This window comes from Micromonospora sp. WMMA1998, from assembly GCF_027497375.1.
GTDB lineage: Bacteria > Actinomycetota > Actinomycetes > Mycobacteriales > Micromonosporaceae > Micromonospora > Micromonospora sediminicola.
This window is the reverse complement of the sequence record NZ_CP114911.1, coordinates 1,049,081-1,067,841: the sequence shown is the minus strand read 5'-3', so window position 1 is coordinate 1,067,841 and position 18,761 is coordinate 1,049,081. Positions and strand designations below refer to the sequence as shown.

Annotated in this window: 19 protein-coding genes; 11 read left to right on the top strand and 8 right to left on the bottom strand. The window is 73.1% G+C overall.

Translation table 11 applies throughout. The annotated features are described in order from the left end of the window. Window positions 1-95 precede the first annotated feature (95 nt). From O7600_RS04435 to O7600_RS04420, 4 genes are read left to right on the top strand one after another with little or no spacing between them, the layout of a single operon-like run. A complete protein-coding gene (locus O7600_RS04435) occupies window positions 96-506 on the top strand; it encodes a YciI family protein (RefSeq protein ID WP_281592417.1) in 411 nt (136 codons plus the stop codon). Between the two features lie 8 nt (window positions 507-514). Beyond that, on the top strand, window positions 515-1,687 hold the full coding sequence (locus tag O7600_RS04430) for a DUF6596 domain-containing protein (protein ID WP_281594067.1): 1,173 nt from the start codon (window positions 515-517) through the stop codon (window positions 1,685-1,687). Further along, window positions 1,684-2,355, top strand: a complete 672-nt coding sequence (locus tag O7600_RS04425; RefSeq protein WP_281592416.1) for a uridylate kinase — start codon at window positions 1,684-1,686, stop codon at window positions 2,353-2,355. The genes O7600_RS04430 and O7600_RS04425 overlap by 4 nt, the downstream gene beginning before the upstream one ends. A 42-nt stretch (window positions 2,356-2,397) precedes the next feature. Then, window positions 2,398-3,648: an MFS transporter gene (locus tag O7600_RS04420; protein WP_281592415.1), complete on the top strand. Its 1,251-nt coding sequence runs from the start codon at window positions 2,398-2,400 to the stop codon at window positions 3,646-3,648. Between the two features lie 3 nt (window positions 3,649-3,651). Here the strand turns inward: O7600_RS04420 and O7600_RS04415 are convergent, their stop codons facing one another. Then, window positions 3,652-4,719, bottom strand: coding sequence for a Gfo/Idh/MocA family oxidoreductase (locus O7600_RS04415; protein ID WP_281592414.1), 1,068 nt, complete (start codon window positions 4,717-4,719; stop codon window positions 3,652-3,654). 81 nt (window positions 4,720-4,800) lie between these two features. Here O7600_RS04415 and O7600_RS04410 point away from each other — a divergent pair, with 81 nt between their 5' ends. Next, window positions 4,801-5,988, top strand: a complete 1,188-nt coding sequence (locus tag O7600_RS04410; protein ID WP_281592413.1) for a lycopene cyclase family protein — start codon at window positions 4,801-4,803, stop codon at window positions 5,986-5,988. Here the strand turns inward: O7600_RS04410 and O7600_RS04405 are convergent. Next, window positions 5,985-7,100, bottom strand: coding sequence for a serine hydrolase domain-containing protein (locus tag O7600_RS04405; protein ID WP_281592412.1), 1,116 nt, complete (start codon window positions 7,098-7,100; stop codon window positions 5,985-5,987). The two genes, O7600_RS04410 and O7600_RS04405, sit on opposite strands and share 4 nt — an antisense overlap. Window positions 7,101-7,102: 2 nt before the next feature. Continuing rightward, a complete protein-coding gene (locus O7600_RS04400) occupies window positions 7,103-7,876 on the bottom strand; it encodes a tyrosine-protein phosphatase (RefSeq protein WP_281592411.1) in 774 nt (257 codons plus the stop codon). A 70-nt stretch (window positions 7,877-7,946) separates the two neighbouring features. On the opposite strand from O7600_RS04400, the gene rnhA reads away from it, so the two are divergent. Beyond that, window positions 7,947-8,519 carry a ribonuclease HI gene (gene rnhA / locus O7600_RS04395; RefSeq protein WP_281592410.1) on the top strand — a complete coding sequence of 191 codons (573 nt, stop codon included), beginning with the start codon at window positions 7,947-7,949 and terminating at the stop codon, window positions 8,517-8,519. On the opposite strand, the gene O7600_RS04390 is transcribed toward rnhA, so the two are convergent. The 5 genes from O7600_RS04390 to O7600_RS04370 all read right to left on the bottom strand — a co-directional run bounded on the left by O7600_RS04390 (window position 8,438) and on the right by O7600_RS04370 (window position 12,161). Then, window positions 8,438-8,698, bottom strand: a complete 261-nt coding sequence (locus tag O7600_RS04390) for a hypothetical protein (RefSeq protein WP_091574338.1) — start codon at window positions 8,696-8,698, stop codon at window positions 8,438-8,440. The two genes, rnhA and O7600_RS04390, sit on opposite strands and share 82 nt — an antisense overlap. 36 nt (window positions 8,699-8,734) lie before the next feature. After that, window positions 8,735-8,971, bottom strand: coding sequence for a preprotein translocase YidC (locus tag O7600_RS04385; protein WP_091574339.1), 237 nt, complete (start codon window positions 8,969-8,971; stop codon window positions 8,735-8,737). A 346-nt stretch (window positions 8,972-9,317) separates the two neighbouring features. Beyond that, window positions 9,318-10,364, bottom strand: a complete 1,047-nt coding sequence (locus O7600_RS04380) for an IS30 family transposase (RefSeq protein ID WP_281588100.1) — start codon at window positions 10,362-10,364, stop codon at window positions 9,318-9,320. A gap of 331 nt (window positions 10,365-10,695) precedes the next feature. Then, entirely contained in the window at window positions 10,696-11,568 is an 873-nt protein-coding gene (locus O7600_RS04375; protein WP_281594066.1) for a pentapeptide repeat-containing protein, read from the bottom strand. A gap of 182 nt (window positions 11,569-11,750) precedes the next feature. Beyond that, window positions 11,751-12,161, bottom strand: coding sequence for an SSI family serine proteinase inhibitor (locus O7600_RS04370; protein ID WP_281592409.1), 411 nt, complete (start codon window positions 12,159-12,161; stop codon window positions 11,751-11,753). A 405-nt stretch (window positions 12,162-12,566) separates the two neighbouring features. Here O7600_RS04370 and O7600_RS04365 point away from each other — a divergent pair, with 405 nt between their 5' ends. From O7600_RS04365 to O7600_RS04345, 5 genes are all read left to right on the top strand, one after another. After that, complete coding sequence (locus tag O7600_RS04365; RefSeq protein ID WP_281592408.1) at window positions 12,567-13,598, top strand: ABC transporter permease; 1,032 nt, start codon at window positions 12,567-12,569, stop codon at window positions 13,596-13,598. A gap of 61 nt (window positions 13,599-13,659) precedes the next feature. Continuing rightward, window positions 13,660-15,405, top strand: a complete 1,746-nt coding sequence (locus O7600_RS04360; protein WP_281592407.1) for an ABC transporter substrate-binding protein — start codon at window positions 13,660-13,662, stop codon at window positions 15,403-15,405. A 61-nt stretch (window positions 15,406-15,466) separates the two neighbouring features. Further along, window positions 15,467-16,456, top strand: a complete 990-nt coding sequence (locus O7600_RS04355; RefSeq protein WP_281592406.1) for an ABC transporter permease — start codon at window positions 15,467-15,469, stop codon at window positions 16,454-16,456. Between the two features lie 14 nt (window positions 16,457-16,470). Further along, entirely contained in the window at window positions 16,471-17,535 is a 1,065-nt protein-coding gene (locus O7600_RS04350; protein ID WP_281592405.1) for an ABC transporter ATP-binding protein, read from the top strand. A gap of 74 nt (window positions 17,536-17,609) precedes the next feature. Next, complete coding sequence (locus O7600_RS04345) at window positions 17,610-18,617, top strand: dipeptide ABC transporter ATP-binding protein (RefSeq protein WP_281594065.1); 1,008 nt, start codon at window positions 17,610-17,612, stop codon at window positions 18,615-18,617. The last annotated feature ends 144 nt before the right edge of the window (window positions 18,618-18,761 follow it).

The following is an 18,761-nucleotide window of genomic DNA, read 5'->3' as shown; positions in this document are numbered from 1 at the left end:
GATTTCCGCGCCGCGGATGTCGAGAACGGGTGGTCGGCTCCGTCCCCGGGGTGAACACGGTCAGAATGGCCGCACCCGATCCGAGGAGAGTCACCATGGCGAAGTACCTGCTGCTGAAGCACTACCGCGGCGGCCCGACCCCGGTCGTCGACATGCCACAGTTCGACCGGTGGACGCCGGAGGAGTTCTCGGCGCACGTGCAGTACATGAAGGACTTCGCGGCCCGGCTGGAGGAGACCGGCGAGTTCGTCGACTCCGAGGCGCTCGCCCCGGAGGGCACGTTCGTGCGCTACGACGGCGAGGGACGCCCGCCGGTGACCGACGGCCCGTTCGCCGAGACGAAGGACCTGATCGCCGGCTGGATGGTGATCGACGTGGACAGCTACGAGCGGGCCCTCGAACTCGCCGCCGAGCTGTCGGCCGCGCCGGGACAGGGCGGCCGGCCCATCCACGAGTGGCTGGAGATCCGGCCGTTCATGACCGCGCCGCCCACCATCACGGAGTGACCGCTCCGATGGACGAGGTTCTGCTCCGGAACCTCACCCCGGTCGTCCTCGGGGTCCTCGTCCGCCGCGGGGTCGACTTCGCGGCGGCCGAGGACGCCGTGCAGGACGCGCTGGTCGAGGCGTGGCGCGTCTGGCCGGCCGATCCGCCGCGCGACCCGAGGGCGTGGCTGGTCACCGTGGCCTGGCGTCGGTTCCTCGACACCGCCCGCGCCGACGCCGCCCGGCGGCGGCGGGAGGACGCGGTGGACGAGGAGCCGCCGCCGGGCGCGGTGTCCGACGTGGACGACACACTGCAGCTCTACTTCCTCTGCGCCCACCCGTCGCTGACGCCGTCGGCGGCGGTCGCGCTCACGTTGCGCGCCGTCGGCGGCCTCACCACCCGCCAGATCGCCCGGGCGTACCTGGTGCCGGAGGCGACCATGGCGCAGCGGATCAGCCGGGCCAAGCGCACCGTCGCCGGCGTACGGTTCGACCAGCCCGGTGACGTCGCCACCGTGCTGCGCGTGCTCTACCTGGTCTTCAACGAGGGCTACTCCGGCGACGTCGACCTGGCCGCCGAGGCGATCCGGCTGACCCGGCAGCTCGCCGCCGCCGTCGACCACCCGGAGGTGGCCGGGCTGCTCGCGCTGATGCTGCTGCACCACGCCCGCCGGTCCAGCCGGACCGCGCCCGACGGCAGCCTGGTGCCGCTGGCCGAGCAGGACCGCAGTCGCTGGGACACCGGCCTGATCACCGAGGGGGTGGCGATCCTGCAGACCGCCCTGTCCCGCGACCGGTTGGGCGAGTTCCAGGCCCAGGCCGCCGTCGCGGCCCTGCACGCCGACGCGCCCACCGCGGCGGAGACCGACTGGGTGCAGATCGTCGAGTGGTACGACGAACTGGTCCGCCTCACCGACAGCCCGGTCGTCCGGCTGAACCGGACGGTGGCGGTCGGCGAGGCGGACGGCCCCCGGGCCGGGCTGGCCGCCCTGGCCACGCTCGACGACACGGTGCCCCGGCACACCGCGGTCGCCGCGTACCTGCACGAACGCGACGGCGACCGGTCCACGGCCGCGCGGCTCTACGCCGAGGCGGCCCGGAAGGCCCTCAACCTTGCCGAACGCGACCACCTGACCCGCCAGGCCGCCCGCCTCAACACCGATGCTCACCTCCGGGCCGGGGGGACGGGAGTCGCCGAATGAGTACCGGACGCCACGCGCTGCTCGACCGGCTCGCCGACCACCTCGCCGGGTGCCGGCCGCCGCACCCGCTGCGGGTGGCGATCGACGGACCCGACGCGGCCGGCAAGACCTGGCTGGCCGACGACCTGGCGCGTGTGCTGGGATTGCGGCGGCCGGTGGCGCGGGTGAGCGTGGACGGGTTCCACCGGCCCGCCGCGGTGCGCACGGCCCGGGGCCGACTGTCGCCGGATGGCTACTACCTCGACTCCTTCGACTACGAGACGCTCGTGGACCGGGTGCTGCGCCCGCTCGGCCCCGGCGGCAACCGGCGCTACCTGCCGGTCGCGTACGACGTGCGCGCGGATGCGCCGGTGACGGCCGAGCCGGTGACCGCGCCGACCGACGCGGCGCTGCTGGTCGACGGCGTGTTCCTGCTCCGGCCGGAGCTGCGGGAGCACTGGGACGTGACGGTCCACCTGCACGTCGGACCGGAGGAGACGCTGCGCCGGGCGCTGGTCCGGGACCTCGACGTGTTCGGCTCGGCCGACGAGGTGCGCCGTCGCTACCGGGAGCGGTACCTGCCGGGGCAGGAGCTGTACCGGGCGCGAGCGCGCCCCGGGGAGCGGGCCGACGTGGTGCTCGACCTGACCGATCCGCTGGCCCCGGCGGTACTGGCCTGGCGGCGGTAATCCGCTCGGCTCGGCGCGTCGCCGCTGGTAGCTTGCCTCGTCGTGACGGGGGAACGGCTCGGCGGGCGCTTCGCCCGCCTGTGGACCGCGAGCACGCTGTCCGCCCTGGGCAGCGGCACGGCCACCGTGGCCGCCCCGCTGTACGTGGCGTCGCGCACCGACGACCCGCTGGTGGTCTCCGCCGGCGCGGCGGTGTCGTGGCTGCCGTGGCTGCTGTTCGCGCTGCCCGGCGGCGTGCTGGCCGACCGGGTGGACCGGCGTCGGCTGATGGTGCTCATCGACTGGGTGCGGGTCGTCGCGCTGGTCGTGCTGGCCGCCGCGATGCTCACCGACCGGGCCGGGGTGGCGCTGCTCTACGTGGTGCTGTTCGTGGTCAACACCGGCGAGGTGGTGTTCCGCACCGCCGCCCAGGCGGTCCTGCCGGCGGTGGTGCCCCGGTCCCGGCTGGAGCGGGCCAACGGCTGGCTCAACGGCGGCACCCAGGTCACGCAGAACATGGTCGCCGGTCCGCTGGGCGGCTTCCTGTTCGTGCTCGCGGCGGCGGCGCCGTTCGCGCTCAACGCCGGCACGTACGCGCTCAGCGCCGTGCTCGTCGGTCTGCTCGCCGGCACGTACCGGGGGGAGGGGAAGCCGGCCGGGCCGCGCTCGGCGCGGGCGGAGATCGCCGAGGGGTTCCGGTGGCTGCTGTCGCAGCGGCTGCTGCGCACCATGACGATGCTGATCGGGCTGCTCAACGTCACGCTGACCGCCGCGCTCGCGGTGCTGGTGCTGCTGGCCAAGGAACGGCTGGGCCTCGGCTCGGTCGGCTACGGTGCGTTGTTCACCTGCATGGCGGTGGGCGGGCTGCTCGGCTCGGTGGTCGGCGACCGGTTGGTCGCCGCGATCACCGCCACCTGGACGGTCCGGGTGGGTCTGCTGATCGAGGCCGTCCTGCACCTGGCGCTGGCCGCCTCCCGCAGCGCGGTGGTGGTCGGGCTGGCGTTGTTCGCGTTCGGGGTGCACAGCGCGCTGTGGAACATCGTGGCGAACTCGTTGCGCCAGCGCCTCACCCCGACGGCTCTGATGGGCCGGGTGGGCAGCACGAACCTGTTCATCGCGGCCGGCGGCAACTGCGTCGGCGCGCTGCTCGGCGGGGTGGTGGCCGCCCGCTACGGCATCACCGCGCCGTACTGGGTGGGGTTCGTGGTGGCGGTCGCGGTGACGGCCGCGACGTGGCGGGTGTTCGACCGGGCGGTCGTGGCCGCCGCGTACGCCGATCCGGCGCCGGAGCCGACGCTGCCGGCGGCCAGGTGACGCTCAGGGAAGCGGTGGCACCGGCAGCGTGACGCCCTGCGCGGCGGCCCGGTGGGCCAGCTCGATCAGCTCGACCACGGCGACGGAGTCCGCCGGGTCCACCGGCAGCGGCCCGCCGTCGCGCAGCGCCGCCGCCACGTCGGCGTAGAAGTCCTGGTAGCGGCCGGCCTCGGTGGGCACGGCCCGCAGGTCGCCGTCGGCGCCGAGCCGGCCGTACCGCTCCGGGTCGACCTCGCCCCACCCGGGCTCGCCGGGCCGCCGGCCGTCGCGCAGCGCGGCCTCCTGCGGGTCCAGTCCCCAGGTGGTCCAGGCGGCCCGGTCGCCGAGCACCCGGAAGCGCGGGCCGAGCTGGGCGGTCACCGCGCCCATCCACAGGTGCGAGCGCACGCCGCCGCGGTGGGTGAGCGCGACGAACGCGTCGTCGTCGACCTCGGCGCCCGGCCGTCGCCGGTCCACCTCGGCGTAGACGCGTTCCACCGGGCCGAACAGCTGCACCGCCTGGTCGACCAGGTGGGCGCCGAGGTCGAACAGCGCGCCGCCGGCCTCGTCGGGCGCGGCGCTCTCCCGCCAGCCCGGCTTGATCGCCGGGCGCCAGCGTTCGAACCGTGACTCGAACCGGGTGACCCGGCCCAACTCACCGGCCTCGACGAGGCGGCGTACGGTGCGGAAGTCGCCGTCCCAGCGCCGGTTCTGGAACACCGTCAGCGGCACCCCGGCGGCCGCGGCCTCGGTCACCAGCGAGCGGCCCTGCGCGGCGGTGGGCGCGATCGGCTTGTCCACCACCACCGGCAGCCCGGCCGCGACCGCGGCGCGGGCCAGCGGCACGTGCTGCCGGTTCGGCGTGGCCACCACCACCAGGTCGAGCGTGGCGGCGGACCGCCACAGCGTCTCGGCGTCGTCGACCACGCGGGCGTCGGGGTGCTCGGCGTGGGCCTGCGCGCGTCGCTGCGGGTCGCGGGTCACCACCGTGTCCAGCCGCAGCCCGTCGGTGGCGGCGATCAGCGGGGCGTGGAACACCCGTCCGGCGATGCCGTACCCCAGCAACCCCACCCGCAGCGGCGCCCGTGTCATGCGGCCGAATCTACGCGGCGCGCCGGCGGCGGGCGGCGGGGTCCCCGGCGGCGCTCACCGGCCGTGTGACAGCGTGGGCGGGTGCACGCATCCTCCCCGGCCGACGTCGACCTCGCGCTGGTCGGCGGCGGTGGCGCCGCCTCCCTGGTCCTGGCCGCCCTGGACCGGCACGGGGTGAGCGGCCTGCGGGTCGCCGTGGTCGACCCGGTGCGCAAACGTGGTCAGGACCGCACCTGGGCGTTCTGGGGCACGCCCGGCGACGACCTCGACCCGCTGCTGAGCGCGAGCTGGTCGCAGGTCGACGTGGTCACGGCGGCCGGCCGCCGCGTCCTGTCGCTGGACCCGCTGCGGTACGCCATGCTCCGCTCCGCCCCGGTCTACGACCGGGCTGCCGAGGCGGAGCGGCGGCTGGACGCGGTCCGGATCGGCGCACCGGCGGGGGAGTTGCGCGACGACGGGCACCGGGTCACCGTGTGCGATCCGGAGGGACGCCCGCTGGTGCGGGCCGGCTGGGTGCTCGACTCCCGTCCGCGCCCGCCGTCCCGGCCGGGGCGGACCAGCTGGTTGCAGCACTTCCGGGGCTGGTGGCTGGCGGCCGACCGGCCCACGTTCGACCCGGGCCGGGCGGTGCTGATGGACTTCCGGACCCCGCAGCCGCGGCGCGGGGTCTCCTTCGGCTACGTGCTGCCGGTCGACGACCGGTTCGCGCTGGTCGAGTACACCGAGTTCGGGCCGGCGCTGCTCGACGACGCCGGCTACGACGCGGCGCTGCGCGGCTACGCCGCCCTGACCGGCCTGGACCTGACCGCGCTGCGGGTGCGGGAGGTGGAGAACGGCGTCATCCCGATGACCGACGGCCCGTTCGTCGCCCGCCCGAGCCCGCGCGTGGTGCGGCTGGGCACCGCCGGCGGGGCCACCCGCCCGTCCACCGGTTTCACGTTCTCCGCGATGCTCCGCCAGGCCGACCAGGTGGCCCGGGCGTTGGCCGTCGGCCGGCCGCCGGTGCCCGCGCCGGCATACCCGGGACGGCACCGGTGGATGGACGCGGTGGCGCTGCGCGCCCTGGACCGGGGGCACGTGGACGGGGTGGGGTTCTTCGACCGGCTGTTCGACCGGAACCCGCCGGAGCGGGTGTTGCGCTTCCTCGACGGCGCCACCACCCCCGCCGAGGACCTGGCGGTGATGCGGTCCAGCCCGCTGCTGCCGATGACCGGCGCGGTGGTCGGCGACGCCGTCGGGCGGCTGCGCGCACGGCTGCGCCGCGACTAGCCCCGGCCCAGTTCGGCGGCCACCCGGTCGCGTACCAGCAGCCGCAGCCGTTCCATCGGGTCGCCGTCGCCCGCGCCGAGCCGGTTGCGCACCGCCGCCACGGACAACCCCAGCTCCGGGTACGCGAACGCGAGGCTGCCGCCGCTGCCGGCGGTGCCGAACGACCCGTCGTCGTCGACGGCGTAGCCCAGCCCGAACGTGCTCTCCTGCCCGAACACCCACTCCGGCGCGCGGACCGCCGGGGCGGACATCGCGCGCAGCCGGTCGGGGGAGACGAGCCGGACGCCGTCGACCGGGCCGAGCAGCGCCGCGTACATCCGGGCCGCCGCGCGGGCGCTCATCGTGCCCACCGACGGCACCTCGGCACGCAGCACGTCGGGACGGCCGCCGATTACCGTGTCCGGGCGGACCCCCGGCGGGGCCACCGCGTCGAAGTGCGGCAGGTTCGCCCCGGCCCAGGTCATCAGCGCGGACAGGCCGGCGTCCTCCAGCCGCGCCAGCCGGGGCAACTCCGCCTCCGGTACGGCGAGGAACAGCTCCCGGGTCACGCCGAGCGGCCCGGCCACCTCCTCGGCGAGCACCTGCGACACCGACCGGCCGGTGACCCGGCGGACCACCTCGCCGACCAGCCACCCCCAGGTCCAGGCGTGGTACGCCAGTCGTTCGCCGGGCGCCCACAGCGGCTCCGCGTCGGCGAGCAGCGCGGACATCCGGGACCAGTCGGTGAAGTCGTCCGGGGTGACGTCGGCGGGCAGGGCGGGCAGGCCGGCGGTGTGGGTGAGCACGTGCCGCAGCGTGATGCCGTCCTTGCCGTGCCGGGCGAACTCCGGCCACACCCGGGCCAGCGGCAGGTCGACGTCGAGCCGGCCCTGCTCGGCCAGCACGTGCACGACGGTGGCGGTCAGGCCCTTGCCGGTGGAGACCGCGTGCACCGGGGTGTCGGCGGTCATCGGTCGCCCGGTGCCGGTGTCGGCGAGCCCGGCCTGCTCCTCGACGATCGACGTGCCGTCGAGGTAGGCGGCCACCTGGACGCCGGCCTCCCGTCCGGAGGTGACCAGGTCGTCGAGCGCGGCGCGTACCTCGGCCCGCAGGCCGTCCCACCTGTTGTCCATGATCAGGGAGCCTGCCAGAGCGCGGTGTCGTCGTCGTCCGGTTTTCCGTGGTCGGCGAGCAGCCGGGCGCGCAGCGCCGCGATCGTGTCCTCGCCGACGCCCAGCCGCCCGGTGACGTAGCCGCGCACCGAGCCGTGTGCCGCCACCAGGTCGGCCAGCACCAGCCGGATGATCTCGGCCGGCGCCCGCCCGTACGCGGGCCAGCGCGGCGACGCGCCCCCGTTGCGCTCCCGCCACTCGGCGACCAGCCGCCCGGTCGCCTGCTCGGTCACCGCGAAGTCGGCCGCGATCTGGTCCTCGTCCACCCCGAGCAGGGCGAGCACCAACGCGGCGAGCAGCCCGGTGCGGTCCTTGCCGGAGGCACAGTGGAACACCAGCGGGTGCTCGCCGTGGGCGATCACCTCCAGCGCCTCGCGCAGCTCGACCACGCCGTCCTCGGCCACCTCGGCGTACCGGTCGGCCAGGTGGCGCCACGGGTCGACGTCCGGGTCGATGTCGGCCTGGACGTAGGGGCGGTGCTCGATGCTCAGGTTGTGCCAGGTCACGCCGAGGCTCTCCGGGGCCCGGCCGCGCTCGGCGATCTCCCACGGGTAGCGCAGGTCGATCACGGTGCGGACACCGAGCGCCGCGAACCGGGTCAGGTCGACTCCGGCGAGCTTGGCCAGGGAGTCGGAGCGGTAGAGCCGGCCCCGGGCGACGACACGGCCGTCGACGGTGCGCCGGCCACCGAGGTCACGGAAGTTGCACAGGGTGTCGAACCGCGGCGGTACGGGCATGTCGGCACGCTAGCCGCCGGCGGCGGGTCGGGTGGTCCCGCCGGACGGCGTACCCGGTAGGTTGCCGGGCATGGCGGAGGCGGATTCCGGCCGGGTCGTGGAGATCTGGACCGACGGCGCGTGCAGCGGCAATCCCGGTCCTGGCGGCTGGGGCGCGGTGCTGCGCTGGGGCGGGCACGAGCGGGAGCTGTGCGGCGGCGAGGCGACCCCCACCACCAACAACCGGATGGAGCTGACCGCCGCCATCCGGGCGCTGGAGAGCCTGACCCGCCCGGTCACCGTACGGCTGCACACCGACAGCACCTACGTGCGCAACGGCATCACCGGCTGGCTGAACGCGTGGAAGCGCAACGGCTGGCTGACCGCGGCCAAGCAGCCGGTGAAGAACGCCGACCTGTGGCAGCAGCTGGAGGCCGCCTGCGCCCGGCACGACGTCACCTGGCTGTGGGTCAAGGGGCACAACGGGCACCCGGAGAACGAACGCGCCGACGCGCTGGCCAACCGGGGCATGACGGAGGCGCGGGGCGGCGGCGCACCGGCCACCCCGCGCGCGGCGTCCGCTCAGCGCAGCGGGCGGCCCTCCTCGATCTCCTCCGGCCCGTCGGCCGGGTCGGCGGTGCCGGAGACCGCGTCCACGTCGTAGCCGGCCCGGCTGGTGTCCCGCGCCGAGCGCCGGTCCTCGGCCGGCAGATCGGCGAAATCGTCGCCCGTGTCGTCGGTGCTGTGCAGGGACTCACCCGGCGGCCGCAGGGACGCCTCGTACGCGGTGGCGCCGTCCGGTTCGTCGGTGGTGGCGCGGCCGAAGGACTCTTCACTGGTCATGTCGCACTCCTGCCCGAAGCGGGTGGCGGCAAACGTTCAGCGGGCCGCGTCGGGGTGGGTCGGCATCGAGGAGCCGCCGGAACTGCTGCCGGAGGCCCCGCCGGCCATCCCGGACCCGTCGTCCTCGGTCACCTCGTCCGGTGGCGGCGCGTCCGGTGCGGGGGCCGGCACGTCGGTGTCCGCCGCCACCTGGACCAGGGGGACCTGCCCCGCCTCGTCCTCGGCGTGCGCCGGGTCGACCGGTTCCTCACCGTCGCGTGCCCGATATCCCACCGGTCCGCCTCCCGTCGGTCGAGCGCCGTCCCCGCCGCCTACCCGCCCCCACCCCAGAAAAACCCCACCCCCTGCGCGCCCCCGCCCCCTCCCGCCCTCGCCCTCCCACCCTCCCGGCGTCGCGCTTCCGCCCTCGCCGCCCTCGCACTTCCGCCCTCGCCGCCCTCACGCTTCCGCCCTCGCCGCCCTCGCGCACCCGCCCTCCCGCCTTCGTGCTCCCGGCTTCGCCCTCCCGGCATCGCCTTCCGCCCCGGCCCGCCTCCGCCCCTTCCCGCAGCACGGGACCAGCGTCCCGACCTCCGGAACGCGCTGGAGATCTTGGTACGTAAGTGCCCCCATGGCGGACTCAATCGGTGGTTGCAACACCTAGTAGCTGGGTCATCTTCTCACCGGGGGTGGCCCAGCCCAGGGTCATGCGGGGGCGGTCGTTGAGTTCGTCGGCGATGGCGTTGAGGCCGGTTTGGTCGATGGTGGTGAAGTCGAACTGGCCTTTGGGGAAGTACTGGCGTAGTAAGCCGTTGGTGTTCTCGTTGCTGCCGCGTTGCCAGGGGCTGTGTGGGTCGCAGAAGTAGACCGGGCAGTCGGTGGCGATGGTGAAGTCGCGGTGCCGGGCCATCTCTGTGCCCTGGTCCCAGGTCAACGAGGCCCGCAACCGCTGCGGTAGCCAGGTCATCGCCGCAGCCAGCTGAGACACGACGTGTTCGGACACCTTGCCCTCGGGCAGCCCGACCAGGATCACGAACCGGGTAGCACGTTCCACCAGGGTCGCGATCGCGGAACCACCGCGTCCACCCCGACGTACTCCCTCGAGCAGGTCGCCCTCCCAATGCCCGGGCACCGCCCGATCGGCGACCTCAGCGGGTCGGGCGCTGATGTTCAACCCGAGCCACGGCCGCACGGAGCGAACCGCCGCCGCGGCCACCGGCCGGCGCCGACGCGCCGCCCGCCCAGACCGCAGGGCCACCTGACGGGACAACTCGGCACGCAGATTCCCCCGCGCCTGCAGGTAGATCGCCTGATAGATCGTCTCGTGCGACACATGCATCTCCGGCCGCAGCGGGTACTCCAGCCGCAGCCGAGCGGCGATCTGCTGCGGCGAACGACGTCGACGCAGCATATCCAGCACCGTCTGACGCAACAGCCCGTCAACAGCTAGCCGCGGCACACGCTTGGCGCGGTTATGCCGCAGAAACGACGCCCACTGCGCCATCGACGGCTGATACCGCTGCCCGTAACGCTCGAACCGGCCCACCTCCCGCGAGACAGTCGACACCGCCCGCCCCAACCGACGCGCGATCGACCGCAACGACTCACCAGCCGCCCGACCCAACCCAATCTGCTCCCGCTCCAGCGGGCTCAACCTCGACGCCACAACCACCCCAACGAAGATCATCCGAAGGGTGTTGCAACCACCGGTTGAACCCGCCCATGAGGGCCGTTCGGTACCAAGATCTCGAACCAGGTGGGTCGCGGGGAGCGAGCATCGGTTGACGGGCGCACGACCGGGGCGTCGCTGTGTCCCGCTCGTCGATAAGACTCCGCCTCATAGATGTGCCCCTGAGGTATCCGGGTGAGCGGATACCGTCCGGCTCCCGGCCTCGCGCTCGCGTTGATCAAGGAGTTTGCGTCATGGATCACCGTCGAACCGACACAAACTCCTTGATCAACGCGAGCCCGGTGCCCGGTCGGGTGGGGTGGCCGGGTGGGTGGGCCGCTTGGGGGGGTCAGCGGGGTCGTCGGCGGGTGCGGGGTGGGCGCGTCGGGGTGACGGTCAGGGACCAGTGCGCGGGGCGGCGCAGTCCGCGCGGGAGGACCGTGCGGTGGTCGCCACGCGCGGCGTCGAGCTGGGACTGGTGCGTGAACAGGCACTCGCCCAGGTCGGCGCCGCGCAGGTCGGCCCCGCGCAGGTCCGCGCCGGTCAGGTCGGCGGCGCCGAGCCGCACGCCGCGCAGGTCCGCCCCGATCAGACAGGCGCCCCGCAGGTTCGCCCCGGTCAACGCGGCGCGGCGCAGGTCGACGCCGATCAGCATCGCGCCCCGCCGGTCGGCCCCGGCCCGGCCGGCGCGGGCCTGCTCGCCGGCGCGCGACAACAGCCGGTTGACCGTGTTCCGGTGGGCGTCGACGTCGAGGGCGAGCAGTTCCTCCGGGGTCCCGTCGGTGAGTCGGCCGGTCTCGTCCAGCGCGGTGGTCAGCTCGTCGCGCAGCGGGCCGGGCGGGGCGAGGCGGACCGCCTCGGTCAGGTACCAGAGCAGCTCGTGCAGCGGTCGCAGCACCGCGAACGTGTCGAACATCCGCCGTGCGGTGGCCGGGTCGGTCCGCCAGGCGCGGCCGGCGAAGGTGCCCTGGGTGAGGTGCTGGCCGGCGCCGAAGCAGTCGAAGACGGTGCACCCCGGGAAGCCTCGTTGCCGCAGCTCGCCGTGGATGCCGCAGCGCGAGTCGGCGCGCAGGTTCGGGCACGGCTGCCCGGCCGGCTTGTCGACGGCGAAGTCGGCCGACGCGGCGAACGCCGGCGCGACGCAGCAGACGCCCGCGCACCGCGCGCAGTCCGCCCGCAGCTCCCGCGTTCCCGCGACCCCACCGCTCGCCACCACCCGCATCTCCTCCCGAACCGACGCCCCGCCCAGCTCCCGCCCATTCTCCGCCCGCCGATCCCACACCCCCACCCACCCCCACCCACCCCGCCGTCGATCATGAAGTTGACCGGGGATAAATCGGTCAGCGGATGCCGCCAACTTCATGATCGACGGAGTCGGGTCGGTCCCGGGGTGGGGTGGGTGGGTCAGAAGGTGAAGAGGGTGGCGGTGGCGCGGCGCAGCAGGCAGGTGTTGGCGAAGGTGCGGGTGTAGGTGACCGGGCGGTCCTGCCAGAAGCCCACCGCCCGGGCGACCACCGGGGCGTACTGGGAGGTGCAGGGGTCGGCGTCCACGTCGAGCGCGTCGAGGTGGCCGTCGACGCGGGCGACCAGCCGGCAGGCGGCGACCGGGTCGGGGTGCAGGCCGCCGGCAGGCCCGCAGACGAGCACGGTGGCGCGGACGTCGGCGTCGCCGGCGTCGACGGTGAGCAGCAGCACCGAGGGCGTCTCCAGGCCGGGGCGCGGCGCCGCGGCGGCCGGACCGGCGGCGGTCACCGCGGCGAGGGCGCCGAGCGCGGCGGCCAGGGCCAGGGCGGCGGTACGTCGGGCGAAGGGCATGGGTCGTCCTTCCGTCGGGGCCCGGGTGTGGGCCGATGGACGGCCCGGACGTCGGGTGAACCGGGCCGCCGAGAACCCTAGGTGGACGGTGTGAACGCGAAGCGTCACGAAGTGTTACACCGTCCGGCCAGAGTGGGCGTCGGCTGTGACACCGGTGCGCGGGAATGCCCGATCGGCTGACAACCGTGTCCACGCTCCGGCGCACCGCATTCCGAAAACGGGAAACGGATACCTGAACGGCTGACAACCGAATAGCGCCGTTATTGCGCCGATGCTTTCCGTAGGCCGGATCGTTGTCAATGCACGACAACCGGAACGGCCGTTACCGGAACGATTCCTTTCGGTGTCGGCGCGCGCATTACCGTCGGGTGGCAGGGCGTTTTCGACCCGTCGGGAGGACTCCCCATGAGCGACCTTTCCCACCCGCCTTCCTTGACCGAACCCGGCCGTCCGGGTGCGGGGGAACCGGCGGTCGAGGCCGGAAACACGCCGCCCGCCGGCCGCCGCGAATTCGTCGGCCGTTCGCCGAACCAGCTGGCCTGGCTGCGCCTCAAGCGGGACCGCACGGCCCGGGCCAGCGCCGTCACGCTGGTCGTGGCGGCCCTGGTCGCCCTCGGTGCGCCGCTGCTGAGCCGTCTCACCGGAATCGATCCGACCGACAAGTTCGTCGACCGGCTCAACGATTTCGGAATGCCGATCGGCTATGCCGGTGGAATCAGCGCCGACCACTGGCTCGGGCTCGAACCCGGAAGTGGTCGGGACATCCTGCTCCAGTTGGTCTACGGCCTGCGTACGTCCCTGTTCATCGCATTCGCCTCGGCGGCCGTGGCGTCGTGCATCGGGGTCGCGGTCGGCGTCCTGGCCGGGTGGGCCCGAGGCTGGCTGGACAGCGTCGTCAACTGGCTGATCGACCTCACCCTGGCGTTCCCGTTCCTCATCTTCGCGCTCGCCGTGATCCCGATCCTGCAGGACCGCTTCTACACCGACCGGGAGGCGCCGTCGCCGGCCTTCCGGGTGGCCCTGATCGTCGCCACCTTCGGGTTGTTCAGCTGGACGTACACCGCGCGCCTGGTCCGCGGGCAGGTGATCTCCCTGCGGGAGCGGGAGTTCGTCGACGCGGCCCGGGCCGCCGGCGCCGGCACCGGGCACATCCTGCTGCGTCAGCTGCTGCCGAACATCTGGGCGCCGATCCTGGTCACCGTCTCGCTGATGGTGCCGCAGTTCATCGCCATCGAGGCGGCGCTGGCGTTCGTCAACATCGGCGTCACCGAACCCACGCCCGACCTGGGCCGCATGATCTTCAACAGCATCGGCTACGTCGCGAGCGACCCCTGGTACACCCTGTTCCCCGGGTTGACGATCTTCTTGCTGGTCCTGGCGTTCAACCTGCTCGGTGACGCGCTGCGCGACTCGCTGGATCCCCGCTCCACCCGGTAGTCCCCACGGCCATTCACGTGCCCGGCCGGCGGGGGCCGCCGGGCGAGGAAGGGAGCACACCGTGCGCGCACGAACCCGGACACTGACCGGTGTCCTCGCCGCGGCGGCACTGGTCGCCGCCGGCTGCAGCCCCACCACCGACGACAGCGGCGGCGACGATCAGGAGACCAAGACCCAGAGCGGCTCGATCTCGTACGAGGCCGCCGACAACCAGGGCCCGGCGAAGGCGGTCGACGGGGCGAGCCGCGGCGGCACGCTGACCGTCATGCAGCCGACCGACTTCGAGCACCTCGACCCGGCCCGCAACTACGTCAACGTGCAGCAGGTGGCCGGCGGCATGCTCTACCGCTCCCTCAACGGCTACAAGGAGGACGGCAGCGGCAAGCTGCTGCTCGTCGGCGACCTGGCGACCAACCCCGGCAAGGACGTCAACGGTGACTGCAAGGTCTGGGAGTTCACCCTCCGCGACGGCGTGAAGTACGAGGACGGCTCGCCGGTGACCAGCAAGGACGTCGCCCACGGCATCGCCCGGTCGTTCGCGTCGAACCTCAACGAGGGCCCGCACTACATCCAGCAGTGGCTCTACCCGGGCGGGGTGTACAACGCCACCTACAAGGGGCCGTACGACGGGGGCAAGCCGGTGCCCGACGGCGTGGAGACGCCCGACGACCGGACGGTCCGGTTCACCTTCCCGCAGGCGCACTGCGACCTGCCGTACGCCGCCGCGCTGCCCACCAGCGCGCCGGTGCCGGCGGCCAAGGACACCCGGGCCGGCTACGACCTGCGGCCCTTCTCGTCCGGCCCGTACAAGGTGAAGTCCTACCAGCGCGACGTCGCCCTGGAGCTGGACCGCAACCCGAACTGGGATCCGGCGACCGACCCGATCCGCACCGCCTACCCGGACACGATCCGGATGACGTTCGGGCTGGAGCAGGCGCAGATCGCCGAGCGCCTGGTCGCCGACGGCGCCGCCGACCAGGCGGCGCTGAGCTGGTCCGACGTACCGCCGTCCGTGCTGCCGCGGACCACCGGGGCCGGCGTCGCCGACCGCGTGGTCAAGGGTCCGACGCAGTACAACTGGGTGCTGAACATCAACACGCAGCGGGTCACCGACCTGAGCGTACGCCGGGCGCTGAACTACGCCGTCGACAAGGACGCCCTGCTCAAGGTGCTCGGCGGTCAGGCCGCCGGCACGCCGGCCACCACGCTGATGTCGCCGACCACCGCCGGCTTCGCCAAGTACGACCTGTTCAACGCCCCGGTCACCGGGGACAAGGCCAAGGTCACCGAGCTGCTCGCCGGCAAGCGGCCCAAGCTGGTGCTGGCCCACTCCAACCTGGAGCTGCGGACCCAACAGGCCGAGGCGTTGCGCAAGAACCTCACCGACATGGGCTTCGACGTCGTGATGAAGCCGATCGACAACAGCAGCTACTACGACGAGGTCGGCCGCAAGGACAACCCGTACGACATCTACCTCAGCGGCTGGGGTTCCGACTGGCCGACCGGCTCGACGGTCATCCCGCCGGTGTACGACGGCCGCGAGATCGTGGCCGAGGGCAACCAGAACCTGTCGTACCTGAACCAGCCGTCGGTCAGCGCGGAGATCGACCGGGTCCGCAACCTGCCCGCCGCGGAGCAGGACGCCGGTTGGATGGCGCTCGACCGCAAGATCATGGAGGAGTACGCCCCGGTCGTGCCCTGCTACTACGACGCCACCTACGAGCTGCACGGCTCCAAGGTCGGCAACGCCTTCCTCAGCGACGCGTTCGGCATCATCTCGCTCAACGGCATCTACGTGAAGCAGTGACCGTCCCGGCGGGGGCGGCCACGCCGGCCGTCCCCGCCCCATCCCGGGGGAGGTGTTTCCCGTGCTCCGTTTCGTCGTCCGACGACTGCTCGTCGCCGTCCTGACCCTGGTCGTCATCAGCCTGGTCACCTTCGGTCTCTTCTTCGCGGTGCCGAGCAGCCCGGCGAAGGTGATGTGCGGCAAGAACTGCACGGCCGCGGACATCGCCCAGGTCGAGCAGCGGCTCGGCATCGACCGTCCGCTGCCGCGGCAGTACACGGACTTCGTCCGGGGCGTCTTCGTCGGTCGCACCTACGGCGAGGGCGACTTCCGCCAGGACTGCCCGGCGCCCTGCCTCGGTTTCTCGTTCCGCAACAACCAACCGGTCACCGAGATCGTCGCCCAACGCGCCCCGGTGACGTTCAGCATCGTCCTCGGCGGCGCCGTCCTCTGGCTGGCCCTGGGCGTCTCCCTGGGCATGGTGTCGGCGCTGCGCCGGGGTACGGCGTTCGACCGCGCCGCGATCGGCGTCACGCTCGCCGGGGCGTCCATGCAGGTCTACTTCTTCGGGCTGATCCTGCTCTACCTGCTGGTCTACTCCACCGGGCTGTTGCCGTTCCCCAGCTACACGCCGCTGACCGAGAGCCCGCTGCGGTGGGCGGCCGGCCTGCTGCTGCCCTGGATGACGCTGGGCTTCCTCAACTCGGCGCTCTACGCCCGCCTGTCCCGGGCGCAGATGCTGGAGACGCTGTCCGAGGACTTCGTGCGGACCGCCCGGGCCAAGGGGCTCTCCGCGAGGCAGGTGCACACCCGGCACGCGTTGCGCGCGGCGATCACCCCGATCGTCACCATCGCCGGCCTGGACATCGGCAGCAGTCTGGGCGGCACGTTCATCACCGAGACCATCTTCGGCCTCCAGGGTCTCGGCAAGGCCACCGTGGAGGCGGTGCAGTTCCTCAACCTGCCGGTGGTGATGGCGACCGTGCTGCTGGCGGCGGTGTTCATCGTGGTCGCCAACATCGTCGTCGACGTGCTGTACGCGGTCATCGACCCGCGCGTCCGGCTGAACTGACGGGAGGATTCGACATGGTGGAGCTTCCGGCGCCGCGACGCGGCGAGGGCCCCTATCTCCAGGTCCGGGATCTGCGGGTGCGGTTCGACACCGAGGACGGCGTGGTGCGGGCCGTGGACGGGGTGTCGTTCGCGGTGGAGCGGGGTCGCACGCTCGGGATCGTGGGGGAGTCCGGCTCGGGTAAGAGCGTGACGTCGTTGGCGATTCTGGGTCTGCACAACTCCAGGCGGGCCGCCATCTCCGGGGAGATCTCGGTGGGTGGGCGTCAGTTGGTGGGTCTGCCGGAGGAGGAGGTGCGGCGGCTGCGGGGTCGGGACATGGCGATGATCTTTCAGGATCCGTTGTCGGCGTTGCATCCGTACTACACGGTCGGTAAGCAGATCGCCGAGGCGTACCGGGTGCATCATCCGCGGGCCGGTAGGCGGGAGGCGCGTGCGCGGGCGGTGGACATGTTGGGCCGGGTGGGGATTCCGCAGCCGGGCCGGCGGTTCGAGCAGTATCCGCATGAGTTCTCCGGTGGGATGCGCCAGCGGGCGATGATCGCGATGGCGTTGGTCAACGATCCGGATCTGGTGATCGCGGACGAGCCGACGACGGCGTTGGACGTGACGGTGCAGGCGCAGATCCTGGACCTGCTCAATGATCTTCAGGCGGAGTTCCGGTCGGCGATCATCCTGATCACCCATGACCTGGGGGTGGTCGGTCAGGTGGCCGACGACGTGCTGGTCATGTATGGCGGTCGGGCGGTGGAGCACGGCAGTGTGGAGCAGGTGTTGCGGCGGCCGCAGCATCCGTACACGTGGGGGTTGTTGTCGAGCGTGCCGTCGTTGCACGGCGACGCCGACGCGGACCTGGTGCCGATCCCGGGTAACCCGCCGTCGTTGATCAATCTGCCGTCGGGCTGCGCGTTCCATCCCCGCTGCCGCTATGCCGACGTCAACGGCGACCGCTCCCGCACCGAGGTACCGGAGCTGGTTTCGGCCGGCGAGGCGGGGCACCTGGTGGCCTGTCATCTGCCGGTGGCCGCGCGGGAGCGGATCTACCGCGACGAGGTAGCCCAGGTGGGGGTGGCCCGATGAACGTTGTGCCGAACGGACAGGCGCCGGTGGCCGGCACGTCGGAGGCGGGCCGCGACCCGGGCGGCGCCGCCCGGATCGCGGCTGATCCGTTGCTGTCGGTGCGGGGGTTGACCAAGCATTTCCCGGTGCGGCAGGGCCTGCGGGGTAAGGCCGCGGTGCGGGCGGTCGACGGTCTGGACTTCGACGTGCGCCCCGGCGAGACCCTCGGTCTGGTGGGCGAGTCCGGGTGTGGCAAGACCACGACCGGGCGGATGCTGGTGCGGCTGCTGGAACCCACCGCCGGCACGATCACCTTCGCCGGCCGGGACATCACCCACGCCCGGCGAGGCGCGTTGCGGCCGCTGCGCCAGGATTTGCAGATCATCTTCCAGGACCCGTACGCGTCGTTGAACCCCCGCCACACCGTCGGGCGGATCGTGGCCATGCCGCTGCAGGTCAACAACATCACCCCACCCGGCGGCGTCAAGAAACGCGTGCAGGAACTGCTGGAACTGGTCGGACTCAACCCCGAGCACTACAACCGCTACCCGCACGAGTTCTCCGGCGGACAACGCCAACGCATCGGCATCGCCCGCGCCCTGGCCCTCAAACCCAAACTCATCGTCGCCGACGAACCCGTCTCCGCCCTCGACGTGTCCATCCAGGCCCAGGTCATCAACCTCCTGCGCGACCTGCAACGCGACCTCGACCTGGCGTTCGTGTTCATCGCCCACGACCTCGCCGTGGTCCGGCACTTCTGCCACCGCGTCGCCGTCATGTACCTCGGCACCATCGTCGAGATCGGCGACCGCGACACCATCTACACCCGCCCGCAACACCCCTACACCCGCGCCCTGCTCTCGGCCATCCCCGACGTCACCACCCTCGGCCCCGCCGGCCGCATCCGCCTCACCGGCGACGTCCCCACCCCCCTGGACCCACCATCGGGCTGCCGCTTCCGCACCCGCTGCTGGAAAGCCACCGACCGCTGCGCCACCGAAACACCCACCCTGACCACCCGCGACGGCGGCACCCAACTCACCGCCTGCCACCACCCGGAGAGCGGAACACCGCTCGCCGCGGTGGAGGCCGGACGCACCTGACCCGGGCCGGGAGGCGACCGCGGTCGGGCGAGGGCTCGCGGCGGGGCGCGGACCGGCGGTCGGGTGGCCTCCCCGCTCTCCCCGTACCCTGGCGACCGTCACCACAGTCGACCGTCCCCGGTTGGACCCGGCCGTACCGAGAGG